Source organism: Segetibacter koreensis DSM 18137 (assembly GCF_000374045.1).
Classification (GTDB): Bacteria; Bacteroidota; Bacteroidia; order Chitinophagales; family Chitinophagaceae; genus Segetibacter; species Segetibacter koreensis.
In genome coordinates this window covers 23968-35586 of the sequence record NZ_KB893339.1, presented here as the reverse complement: position 1 = coordinate 35586, position 11619 = coordinate 23968, and the positions used below count along the sequence as shown (strand labels likewise).

Annotated in this window: 11 protein-coding genes and 1 pseudogene; 6 read left to right on the top strand and 6 right to left on the bottom strand. The window is 38.1% G+C overall.

Features of this window, described 5'->3' with window-relative positions:
- The first annotated feature begins 42 nt into the window (after positions 1-42).
- The 3 genes from B154_RS29035 to B154_RS0118555 all read left to right on the top strand — a co-directional run bounded on the left by B154_RS29035 (position 43) and on the right by B154_RS0118555 (position 2487).
- Positions 43-405 carry a hypothetical protein gene (locus tag B154_RS29035; RefSeq protein WP_018615758.1) on the top strand — a complete coding sequence of 121 codons (363 nt, stop codon included), beginning with the start codon at positions 43-45 and terminating at the stop codon, positions 403-405.
- Positions 406-449: 44 nt separating this feature from the next.
- A complete protein-coding gene (locus B154_RS0118560) occupies positions 450-1310 on the top strand; it encodes an IS3 family transposase (RefSeq protein WP_018615759.1) in 861 nt (286 codons plus the stop codon).
- Between the two features lie 376 nt (positions 1311-1686).
- Positions 1687-2487 (top strand): FkbM family methyltransferase, encoded by an 801-nt coding sequence (locus B154_RS0118555; protein WP_018615830.1) that lies wholly within the window; start codon positions 1687-1689, stop codon positions 2485-2487.
- Positions 2488-2620: 133 nt separating this feature from the next.
- Here B154_RS0118555 and B154_RS33455 read toward each other — a convergent pair whose 3' ends face one another.
- A complete protein-coding gene (locus B154_RS33455; protein WP_026260294.1) occupies positions 2621-3052 on the bottom strand; it encodes a group II intron maturase-specific domain-containing protein in 432 nt (143 codons plus the stop codon).
- Between the two features lie 108 nt (positions 3053-3160).
- Between B154_RS33455 and B154_RS32550 the strand changes: the two genes are divergently transcribed.
- Both B154_RS32550 and B154_RS33965 read left to right on the top strand, forming a co-directional pair.
- A complete protein-coding gene (locus tag B154_RS32550) occupies positions 3161-3307 on the top strand; it encodes a hypothetical protein (protein WP_018615829.1) in 147 nt (48 codons plus the stop codon).
- A 263-nt stretch (positions 3308-3570) separates the two neighbouring features.
- Positions 3571-3915 (top strand): CPBP family intramembrane glutamic endopeptidase, encoded by a 345-nt coding sequence (locus B154_RS33965; RefSeq protein WP_083934987.1) that lies wholly within the window; start codon positions 3571-3573, stop codon positions 3913-3915.
- 14 nt (positions 3916-3929) lie between these two features.
- Here the strand turns inward: B154_RS33965 and B154_RS0118530 are convergent, their stop codons facing one another.
- From B154_RS0118530 to B154_RS0118510, 4 genes and pseudogenes are all read right to left on the bottom strand, one after another.
- Complete coding sequence (locus tag B154_RS0118530) at positions 3930-4127, bottom strand: hypothetical protein (RefSeq protein ID WP_018615826.1); 198 nt, start codon at positions 4125-4127, stop codon at positions 3930-3932.
- A gap of 695 nt (positions 4128-4822) precedes the next feature.
- Entirely contained in the window at positions 4823-7240 is a 2418-nt protein-coding gene (locus B154_RS0118525; RefSeq protein ID WP_018615825.1) for an outer membrane beta-barrel family protein, read from the bottom strand.
- A gap of 64 nt (positions 7241-7304) precedes the next feature.
- Positions 7305-7541: pseudogene (locus tag B154_RS33450) on the bottom strand (transposase); the annotation flags it as partial.
- Positions 7542-8294: 753 nt separating this feature from the next.
- Positions 8295-8702 carry a response regulator gene (locus tag B154_RS0118510; protein ID WP_018615822.1) on the bottom strand — a complete coding sequence of 136 codons (408 nt, stop codon included), beginning with the start codon at positions 8700-8702 and terminating at the stop codon, positions 8295-8297.
- Positions 8703-8873: 171 nt separating this feature from the next.
- Here B154_RS0118510 and B154_RS33650 point away from each other — a divergent pair, with 171 nt between their 5' ends.
- A complete protein-coding gene (locus B154_RS33650) occupies positions 8874-9002 on the top strand; it encodes a hypothetical protein (protein WP_018615821.1) in 129 nt (42 codons plus the stop codon).
- 682 nt (positions 9003-9684) lie between these two features.
- Here B154_RS33650 and B154_RS30880 read toward each other — a convergent pair.
- Complete coding sequence (locus B154_RS30880) at positions 9685-11568, bottom strand: ice-binding family protein (protein WP_018615820.1); 1884 nt, start codon at positions 11566-11568, stop codon at positions 9685-9687.
- Between the last annotated feature and the right edge of the window lie 51 nt (positions 11569-11619).

The following is an 11619-nucleotide window of genomic DNA, read 5'->3' as shown; positions in this document are numbered from 1 at the left end:
TTGTCTCGTCCTGAAATAGGTTGTCTGTAAAACGACCTAAAAATGGAGCTGAAAGATCAGATTATTCAGGAGTATTTAAACACCCGTTGTGGCTACCGAAAGCTGCAGGAAAAGTATGGTGTAAGCAGAACAACGATTTGTAATTGGGTACAGGTATATCAAGGCGTTCACAATTTGCCTAAGACCAATTTGCAGCAGAAGCATTACATTAGTCCGATGAAGAGAAAGCAGAGAGAAGCCGATGCAAATCATGCAGCCTTGCTTGATAAAATAGCTTCTCTTGAAAAGCAACTAAAACACCAGGAACTGCGCGCCGAAGTATTAGATAAGCTCATAGATGTGGCAGAAAAACAGCTTGAAATTTCAATCAGAAAAAAGCCTGGTACCCAGCAGTCCTCGAAGTAAAAAAGGTAAAGCCAAATTATAGTCTGCAAGCAATTTGCCGACTGTTGGGATTTTCTGTTCAGGCATATCATAAGAAACAAAAAAGAACATTACAGCACCTATCTGAGGAGCAGATAATAATTGCTCAAATTGATGTTATAAGAAAGCATCAGCCGCGTTGTGGAGGTCGCAAGTTGTATATAATGCTGCAGCCGTTTTTAAAGCAGCATTGCATAGTTATGGGAAGAGATAAATTCTTCTTATTGCTACAAAAAAACAAGCTGCTGGTACGTAAGACAAAACGCAGTGTATACACCACCGACAGCAAGCACTTCTTTTACCGATATCCCAATATGGTAAAGGATTTCACGCCATTAAAGGCACATGAACTTTGGGTAGCCGACATCACTTATATACCTCTTAAAAACCGCTTTGCTTACCTCTTTCTTATTACCGATGCCTACTCAAGAAAAATAGTAGGTCATTATGTAAGCGATGATATGAAAGTAAGCAGCGCAATCATTGCTTTAAAAAAAGCTTTAGATCAAAAACCTGCAGACAGAATAGTAATACATCACAGCGATAGGGGCATGCAATATTGCAGTAAAGCTTATGTACAATTACTGCACGATCATTATGCACATATAAGCATGACACAAAACGGAGACCCATATGAAAATGCGATAGCAGAAAGAGTAAATGGCATCTTAAAATCTGAACTTCTAAGCCCCTGTTACGACACCATTGATCAGGCCGCGGCTCATATTAACCGATCCATCCTTATCTATAATTATAAACGAAGACATAGCAGTCTTAACTGGCAAATACCAGGCAATGTGCACAAGCAACAAGGCCCACAAATAAAGCGATGGAAAAACTATTATCAACCCCTAAAAAAGAAGGAGGTAAGTATGCAGGAACCATAACAGGCCAACGCAAAAAAACATTAGCTATAGCTTTGGGAGCAACCGCAAATGTTTTTTGCCACCGCACAACAGTCACCAAAAACTAAACCTATTTCAGGATGTATTATCTTAGACAACCAATAGCAGGATTTACACCCTAAAAGAGACAACTTTTTTCAGGACGGGTCAAATCATTATTTTGCTTTTGTGCTTAATCGAACCTGACGTTTTTCAATTACCACAACTTCATAAACGTTTAACGTTACCGGCAACCCTGATTAGACCGTTGCTTTAAGTTCCAACTTTATTTGTTTGGAAATTGATGCATTATAAGTTTTCAAGAGAAGTTGAATAGGTAGACAAATTGGATAATAAAAGAAATCATAAATTTATCATTATGAAAAAGAGCATAAAAAAAATACTTATTAAATTATTTCGTCCTATAGCACATAAATTAGGTTATTCAGCAAAAGATTCTCTTGGCACGAACTCTCTATTAAATCTTTTTTATACTAATTTAAAGTCTTTCGGTTTTAATCCTGTACATATTGTAGACATAGGAGCAAATCATGGAAGATGGACAAGAGAGGCTTTAAAACATTTTCCTGATGCTTATTACACTTTATTAGAACCACAATATTGGCTAAAATCCTCTATTGAAGACCTTTTAAATACTAATAAAAAAATCAACTTCAATGGTGTAGGTGCAGGTGCGTCTGCAGGGAGTTTTAAATTTACCATTCATGATAAAGACCATAGCTGTTCCTTTAAATTCACTGAGGAAGAAGCACACCAGCGTGGATTTAAACAAGTTGATCTTCAAGTTGTGACCCTGAATGAATTGTTAGCTGACAATAAACTACCAACACCGGACATCATAAAAATTGATGCAGAAGGATGGGACATAGAGGTTTTAAAAGGTGCTTCTATTTTTTTGGGCAAAACTGAAATATTTATGGTGGAAGTAGCAATTTCTTGCAAACATTTTGACAATACAATTCTAAAAATGATGAATTTTATGAATGAGGCTGGATATACATTTTTTGATATTACTGATTTGAACAGACCTATTGAACCAAAAGTTTTATGGTTAGCAGAACTTGTATTTATAAAGAAAAATGGGTTCTTAGATTCCAAGATTCCAAGAAGATTTAGGACTGAGCAGACAAGTATGGCTGGCCATTCTTTAGTTAAGTAGGGCAGCCGGTAATCGAGTAGATTGCCCTGCCACTTGTGGGTAGCAGGGTGCACCTCTCACACCACGTATGGGTTTCGTATACAGCGGTACATTAAGTCGTGGGGATACTTTTAAGTAATAATCAAGCATTGCTTCATAACCTCGCTTTCTTAGTCTTTCCAAAGTAATAGTTGTTACCAATATCGGGCTTTGTGCTACAGCCCATCCGCCCATTCTTGTTCTGCTCCATGTATAGGCGTGTTGTTGGTCTACACCCAATCGTAACAGGTTTTTCCTTTTGCGTTCGGGCTTCTTCCATTCGTGCAGCTACAACAGCGGAGCCTGTGCGTATCCAACTGTCAAGGTCTCTGAGTTTGCCGGTCACACTTGGCATACGGAAGTAATTCAGCCATCCTCTGCCAACCTCTTTTAGTTTGTGTATACGTTCGGCTACACTTAATGGAGTTGTTTTACGGGTAATGGTTTTAAGCTCTTGTTTCAGTTTGTTCCAACTCTTATCGCTTACTAGCAGTTGGTATTTGCCCTTTGTCCCTTTCTCATAAGTAGGCACATATCTGTGTCCCAATATGGCGAACTGAACAGGTTCGCGTATGCCGCTTTTCTCACGGTTGATGGGCAGCTTTAGTTTATCTTTTAAGAAAAGAAAAAACTTGTTACCCGTCTTGCGTGCTGCATGATTACTCTTACAATAAATGCTAAGGCGAGTCAGCAGCGGGAGCTTCCCCCGATGATGCTCACAGAACCAGAACTTGGCTTCTCAACACATCCGGCTCTTATTATCCAAAACGTCATTGAGCAAATAAGTCCGGCTGTTGTTTAGCTTACACTTAAGCTAAATAACGTAAGAATTATTCCAGGGAAATAAAGTATTTCCCGTTTCTTATGTGGTTATATTATTGGCTTTGGTATGGCTCCTTCGCAAGCATTAATAGTTCTAATCTATGGACATTTTCAATTAAAACTTGTACCTGAAATTTTAATAATTGACATGCTCTCACCTTTGCTACTGTATTTTTTAATTGCTTGCAGAGAATAATTAGCTTTTCGCTCATTTTTTTGTTGTAGAACCCGGAGTACGATTTTATCAGGAAAAAACTATTAAATCTGCTTATCACAATAGTTGCTGCATGGATAGTGGGAGGCTTTTATGAAGAAATCGTTTTCCGGGGATTTATTCAAACAACACTTCAAGAATGGTTTAGGAAGATTAAATACTCATTTTTGCTTGCCGGGCTTTTAGCAAGTATTTTGTTTGGGTTATACTATTGGCAACAAAGCATTTTCGGCATTGTTCCTTCCTTTTTTGGAGGATTACTTTGGACATTTTTACTTTGGCGCTATAAAGGAAATTTATGGTATCCTATTATTTCCCATGCAGTTTTTGACACTATAGCTTTGACATTGATTTATTTAGGAATAGTTATATAGAAGAGCGAAAGCCTTTAAGAAGACTCAACTAACGCTAACATTGCATTGGTAAAAAGGGGGCTGACAGAAGTCCATTCGGCTATTACTCTAACCCGTCCTGAAAGCGTTTTATCGCCCAGGCTTTCAAATTCTATAATTGCAATAAAATTTGGATTAATATACTCATGCACTAATTTTTGGTGCTTAATCCCGTCTTTGGACAATCCATTCATTAATAGTTTTAACCCGTAGGTCTTCATCGAAAGGAAACAGTTCAGATTTTATTATACAGGAATCAGCACAGACAACACCTTCATCGTCTGCCAGATTCCATAACCCATGAACATTAATCTTACGTCACGTTTCATTCTGCCAAGTTTCTGATCTTTCCAAAAAAGGAAGGCTTTATCGTTCTTATCCTTGGCATTACATCTGTATAAAGTCCAAAAAATTATTTTAAGTCTATTTTAGAATAACCTAAAGTTGCTTAAGACAAACCTGGCTACCAAATACCGGATGGTATGAAGGAGTATATCCGATGTAACCGAACACACCTTGAGCTGCTTCATACACCTGCAATCCAGTTACAGGTCATTTGCTAATATATCAGCCTTTTCACCTGTAATATCTAATACTGGTCGATGCACTTATCAGCAATTAAAAGAAATTCCGGCAGCAAAAGCATTTGTCGGTTAAGACACCCCGGCTTTCAAATATGATAGACCTGTCGAGCCGGTACTTTTATTTGAGCATAAGGAAACGCACTGCTTCATTTTATAAGCTAGTGCATTCAGATTTTAAAAGGAAATTAAAAAGCCGAAGCATGTAAAACTACAGCTTATCTTAAAACCGTTACAATTTTCCATATCATAGTGCAACATGAAATTTGTAAGGAACATCTAAAGTCCGAGAATGTATTCCCCATTAATTAATGAACACGGGCACGTTCTTCTTCATTTCCTGCATTTCGGTCTGTTGAAGAACCTGAACCGCTTCCAAAGCGGTAAGTTAGGCTTAGCTGGAAATAACGGATGATCTGAAAGTTAGTAAACTTTTGGGCGATATTATTCACCGTGTATGAATATGCCAGGGCACTGCTACGGAAGGCATCATTCAGGTTTGCCGCTATATCCCACTTCCTGTTAGCCGTTGTCGCTTTAAAACCTACATCCATTTTGTAGTATCTGTCAGTTTTTCCAATATGGTCTACTTCAGGAAATTGGTACCAAAAATTGATAGCTGCTGCAAAGGTTTTACTTTGGTTGAAGTACAGGTTATTCGTGCTGGAAAAGTAAGCACTTTCTCCCTTGAGACTTCTGATGTTTGAAAGTGAAGAATGTGCCGAGGTGTGATAGACACTTACCATCGCACTACTTTCCCACCACCTAGATAGTTTAAACGTAACATTCTCTGTTATCCCAATTCTCACCGTGCGAATAAAGTTCAATGGTATGGTATAAACAAGGTTTGTGTCAGGATGGGGTATGGTAACATTTACAAAACCGTTACCTGTTTTGTTGGCAAATAAGGATGTTCGAAGGATGTTTTTATAAGCGTGAGACAATTCCAGATTAGTGGCGTATTCAGGTTGAAGATAAGGATTGCCCTCGCCGTAGCTGTAGGCGGTAAAAAGCGATTTAAATGGATTTAAGTTCCAAAACGCTGGCCGATTAATACGCCTGCCAACAACCAGGGAAAGAATGTTATCAGGATTTGCAGTATACCCTGCCAGCAAGGACGGGAACACCTTGACATAGTGGTTTATAGTGGTTTTCTGGATGGTGTATGAATACCCTTTGGTCTGCGTAATCTCACCCCTAATACCTCCCTGAAGTTTCCATTTGTTAACCTCTTTGTTCAAACTGCCGTAGAAAGATTGCGTGTTCTCCGTATAGCTAAACTCATTACTCAGGTTTGTGTTAAACACCCGTCCTACAGCACCCGTTTTATTGTAGTACAAGGCATTGCTGTATTCGGCGATGTAGCTCAATTTACCGCCAAAAGAATAGGTGGCAAAGGCGGTAGGCCACTCCATATCCGCCTTCAAAGTGTAAATCAATATGTTTTGTTTGTTCCTATCAAAGTATAGTGTTTTACCATCTGACTTCTGGTTTCCTGCTGCATCGTAACTGTTGCTTTCAAAATCAGAAATATCATTACGATAGTAGTTGAAGTAATCGGCATTTATGAAAAGATGCTTGCCTGTTGTATCCAACTTTACGTCCGCATGAAGGTTCAGGGCTGCGGGCAGAGCAATGGGATGGTAATGAGCATATGTCTTTAATAAAGAATCCACTACTCCAAAGCTATTGTAGATGGGGTTGCGAACGTTATCAGAACCATCGTACATATCTCTGCCACCCGAATAGTATGCGCCAATGGCAGCCTTTGAACTAAGTTTATAATCCACCCCAATAAGAGCCGTATAAGCATTGTGGGTATAAAGTCCAGTGTCAGTTTGTAACCAGTGTTGCTTCGGGTAGAATAAGTCGAACTGGAAGCCTTCCAGGTGACGATCTCGCACATGATTAAAGCTGCCATACGCAGACCAGCGATTCCAATTATATGCAAGGTTGGCGCTGCCACTAAACTCACCAAATGTTTGTATGCCATACACTGAAGATTGACCTGACTGATAATACTTGGAAGCCAGTTGCACGTTACCGGAATAGCCTTGTAGTTTACTTTGCTTGGTGATAATGTTAATAAGCCCTGCGTTGCCTTCTACTTCATATCGTGCGGAGGGATTGGTAAGAAGTTCGATACGTACAACTTGGTTAGCCGAAAATGATTTCAGATAGCGTGACAGGTCTTCACCCTGCAGTTGAATCAAACGGTTGTTAAGCATCACTCTGACAACCCCACGTCCTACCACACTAATTTCGTTGTTGCTTACCTGTACACCCGAAACTTGGCTGATGGCTTGAAACGCATTGCTTCCTGCTGCTATAACACTACTACCCAGGTTATACACTACTTTATCAGCCGTTCGTTCGATAGCAGCCCTGGTTCCTGCAACCCTTACTTCGCTTAACTGTTTAACGCTTTGCTTCAAATGTACAGCAAACGTTGTATCGTGGCTTAGAACAAAGGGCCATTCATACGGCTCGTAGCCAATATGGGTAATGATAATAGAAGAAGCGACGTTATTGCCATTATTGAAAAAGAAACGACCAATACTGTCCGTCTGTGTAACCCGAGTATAGGAATTATCTGCTTCTTTCAGGGTAACCATTGCAAAAGGAACTGGCGTTCTGGAAGCATTTGAAACAGTACCTGAAATAGATGATTGGGCAAACAGTGATAAATGTTTAATAAAAAAAAGCAGTGTAAATATTAGTCTCACTTAGTCTATAATTTGAAGAAAAGCGCAATATAGCCACTTCTATCATATATCGTTAGTACCTCCTCTAACATTGATTATCAGGATTAGGCAAAATAAGCACAAACGTTTTTAAAATTGGATAAGGATGAGGAATTTGATGCATAAGCTTTCCTATTACATCATTAAATATCCGTTTCCTTGCATTTCTTCTACTAAACCTAAAGGTGTACTCATTAAGATAAGCATGTAAATGGGTGGAAGAACATTTGTGATGTATTCCTCTTAGCCAGTTTTTAGATTGAATTATTTGTTTATGCAATTCTTTAGTGCCTTACCCACCGCATTGAGTTCCGCTATAGAAGTGTATTTATGAGTATTTAAGACTGCATCGAGTACGTTAGTTATCGCCTGTTTAGCTTCAGACTTACCATAGATTACTTTTTGTACATCAAAGCGTTGCATCTATGTTCGATAATTGAACAGGCCGGTCATTAACCATCTATGCGATTCTAGTGAGTATTCTTTCAGAAAATTATGAACTCACGATGCAAATGGAGGGGGCGTTTTAAAAATTGGAGATGGCAAAACTTCTTTACGAAGTAATGGCGCCATTGATGGTACTGCTTCTTCTCTGCTGCTACTACCTTATAGTGATATTTCTATTGCCCTTTAAAATTGAGCTCCTTGCCCTTCTTCGCTTTTTGCTGTTATTATTTCTCCAGGATTATTTACAATTTTCCTGCAAAGCGCTAATCCTATAACTGTGCCTCCATAATTACTTTTATTATTTAAAACTGAAAGATTTCAAATATGTGTTCTGAAAAATCTTAATTAAAACCAATCTCATTATCTTGTACACAGATTAAATAATAAGTTACTTCTTCGTTCAGTTTGTGGCAGTTTATCTCGTCATCAGAAAGTGCTCTGCAGCCGATAGTAATAATAACTTGCCATTCTGTCTTACTGAATTTTAATCCGTTTGCAGTAGTTGTAAAATATCCGGTGTATTTGTAGTGGAATGGCATCTATCGTCGGGAGATTGGATATATGTAGGGTAGCATTTTTGGAAATTTATCTAATTGCATTCCCAGTCTTTTTCAAATATTTTCTGCATTTCATTTATTATTTCAACAAAAGAACTGGGTTTTTGTAAATAGTATTTACATCCCATTTGTTCACAATCATCTATTTGCAATCTCGAGGCATAAGTTGACATAATCACCTTGGGAACTGCCGAAAGGTGAGGCAGGGTTTGAATAATTCTTAAACACTCAATGCCGGTCGTATTGCCCAAATGAATATCAATAAAAAGTATTTGTGGAGTATTTTGTTTTAGCATCTCTAAAAGTGTTTCACAATTGCTGAACGACACTAACTCTATGTTTTTTGAAACTTTTGAAACAGCTTCCAGGAATAATTGATAATCGTCTAAATCATCATCGGTGAAGTATGCTTTTACCGGTTGGGATAAATTTATAACCATACAATGGAATTTGATAGTTTAATGTCGGAAACCTAGTTTTTTAACGATTATAGGCATTGGAGCAATAAGATTAATGACTGATGCGATAGAATTAGAACTTATACCTCTAAGAAAAGTATTTTCCTTATTTCTTTGCTTGTTTTTTAAAGTACCTCCACTAAACTGATTGCTATGAACAAGAATGGACCTAGAATAATAATTGAAGACCAGGAATTGATGGGCGGCGTTTTTAAGGAACTGAAAATTATGAATGAAGTTATTTTTTTAGTGATAGTTATAAAGCACTTAATTATTTGGTAACACATGAAGCGATAAATAAAAGAAAGGACAGCCGAAGCTGTCACTTAATACGTTAACCCAAATAATAAATCAATATTAGAAAGTACTAAAAGTAAAACTTAAAAATCCAAAAGACCGATTAAAGTATCAGAAAATTAAAAAAGTACTTCTATTGCTTAAAAACAAAAATAAAACGAAAAGAGTTAACGCACCTCTCTCATTACCGCAATATTCGTGCCTGCTATAGTTCTTTTAATTGCAAAAGGAGGACATATTTATATTATCCCTTAACGATTATTCAGCGTTAGCTAATTCCATTCTATAAAATTATAAGCGTTTTTCAGAAATTTAAAAATTAAGATGGGCTTGCCATATGTATAATGTAACGAATAAAAGGCAGAGAAGCTAAATTTCCTTTATAATGTTCAAAAAGTCTTCCAATACTTACACACATCAACATTTTTTCTTTCGTAAACCATATCTCTGTAATTATTACCCGCCTTCCTTTCTATAATTTGGTAAAGCATATTAGGTATGTTGAATATCAGTTTAAGGAAAAAAGAGGGGACAGCCAAAGTGAGAATTTTAGACCAGGTCGAAAAATGAAATACTCCTTTTTCTTAAAGATTGCTTCCCAAAATTATTGCCTAAAAAAACCACCGATAACTTTACCGGTGGTTTTTACTTTTAGAGGACTAAAAATTTATTTCACAATAATCTTCTCTGTTTTGTTTCCTTTATCACTTTCAATTTTAAGCATATACATTCCTTTTGATAAATTGCTTAAAGGAATATCTTTAAACTCACCCGCACTTACATTTTGCAAAGAACGGTAATAAATTATTTTGCCATAATTATCAACCAATATAAAAGAAACATTTTTTAATTGGCTGCGGATTTGAACAGTTGTTTTACTTGTTGCAGGGTTAGGAAATATTGCCCATAAAGCGCCTGTCATATTTATCTTTACAACTGCGGAATATTTGGACTTGCCATCCAGGTCTACCTGTTTTAGACGGTAGAAATTATTGCCGTTTATTGTTTTAAATTCGGTGTAAGAATAATTTTGAACCGTAGCAGAATTATGGCTTGCAACCACAGAACCAAGGGTTGAAAAATTAGTCCCATTACTGCTTCTCTGCACATCAAAATGATGATTATTTATTTCATTTGCAGTTGACCATTTTAATAATACAGTGGTACTGGTATTTTTTTCTGCTGTGAAACTTAACCACGTAACAGGAAGTGTGCTACCGCTGGCGGGGATAGCGGCATTTATTGCAGCAGTACTGAAAGCCCCGTTGGTTGTAAGTGCTCTTCCGTCAAGAGAATCTCCTGTGTTTAAGCTAATTGCTCCGTTGTTAGCTACAATTGTTCCTTTAAAAATCGAATTGTCATTTATGTTTACAGCGCCGTCAACTTTCCAAAATACATTGCTTGCCTGGGCCCCGTTAAGCAAAATAACTTTTGAATAAGTACTGGTAGAAAGGGCGCCATTTATCTTGATAACAAATACGGCATTGGCATTGCCCTGGGCATTCAGGTAAAGTGTATCAGTGAAGGTGGTAGCTGCATTCATCAGGTAGGTATGTGGCGTAAGAACGAGATTGTTTCCAAATTGCGCCGGATATAACAACTCGATGTCAGCAGGCAGGGTGTTTAAATAATTATATACGATTAGCAAATCGCTTGCGCATGCTGCGGTAGAGTCATCGGGAATGGGATGTATTTTACCATTTACGTTCAAAGCATCAAAACCCGTAGTTAAGCCAACATTGGTTCCTACATCGCCCTTAACAAAGGTAGCACCGCTGTTCGTAACCGCTCCGTTAGCAGAAAACAATGCAAAGTTTGCTGTGGAAGCAAGGTCAGGCGCAACGGGTCCAGTAAGTAAAGGACTTCCGCAACCTGTTGGGGTATAAGCTGACACTCCGTTAATGCTAATAGCTCCTGCAGTGGAAAGAGCGCGTCCTTCAAGCGTATCGTCTGTACTTATATCTATCGCAGCATTGTTGGCAACAATAGTCCCTCTCATAGTAGTTGCCGCAGCCAAATTTACCGCACCTTCTACTTTCCAGAATACATTACATGCCTGTGCACCATTTATCAAAATAACTTTAGCGTTAGCGCCTGAGGAAAGCGTTCCCTGAATTTGGAAAATAAACACAGCAGACGAATCTCCTTTTCCGTTTAAAGTAAGGTTTAGGTTCAAAGTTGTATTTCCGGATACAGAATAAACACCTGCATTAAGTGTGTCTCCGTTACCTAAAAGTGGTGCATGAGAGAATGTGGATTTAGCGGTATCAAGTTGCTTATATACGCTCAGCAAATCAGTTGTTGCCTGGGCACTTGCAGCATTATTGTTCTGCATGACACCGTTGACGTTTCCAAAGCCTGTGCTCGAACCGCTGTTACTTCCCACACTACCGGTGAGATGAGAGGTTCCGGTGTTAGTTACAGCTCCGACAGAAGTGAAGATAACAAAATTGGCCGCAGTACCTAACTGGGGCGGAGTCTGTGCAAAATTTACCTTTGGAAAAAGTAACAGAGATACGATTGTTACAGTGTAGAGTAACGCTTTTTTCATTCGAATTGGATTTAATTGTGAAGAAGTTCACCACACAATGTAGCGAATCGT

Excerpts from the sequence above, each read along its gene's own strand:
- B154_RS0118510 (WP_018615822.1), bottom strand. The coding sequence starts at position 8,702 with ATGGTTATAAATTTATCCCAACCGGTAAAAGCATACTTCACCGATGAT.
- B154_RS0118555 (WP_018615830.1), top strand. The coding sequence starts at position 1,687 with ATGAAAAAGAGCATAAAAAAAATACTTATTAAATTATTTCGTCCTATA.
- B154_RS32550 (WP_018615829.1), top strand. The coding sequence starts at position 3,161 with ATGATTACTCTTACAATAAATGCTAAGGCGAGTCAGCAGCGGGAGCTT.
- B154_RS30880 (WP_018615820.1), bottom strand. The coding sequence starts at position 11,568 with ATGAAAAAAGCGTTACTCTACACTGTAACAATCGTATCTCTGTTACTT.
- B154_RS33650 (WP_018615821.1), top strand. The coding sequence starts at position 8,874 with ATGAACAAGAATGGACCTAGAATAATAATTGAAGACCAGGAATTGATG.
- B154_RS0118530 (WP_018615826.1), bottom strand. The coding sequence starts at position 4,127 with ATGAATGGATTGTCCAAAGACGGGATTAAGCACCAAAAATTAGTGCAT.
- B154_RS29035 (WP_018615758.1), top strand. The coding sequence starts at position 43 with ATGGAGCTGAAAGATCAGATTATTCAGGAGTATTTAAACACCCGTTGT.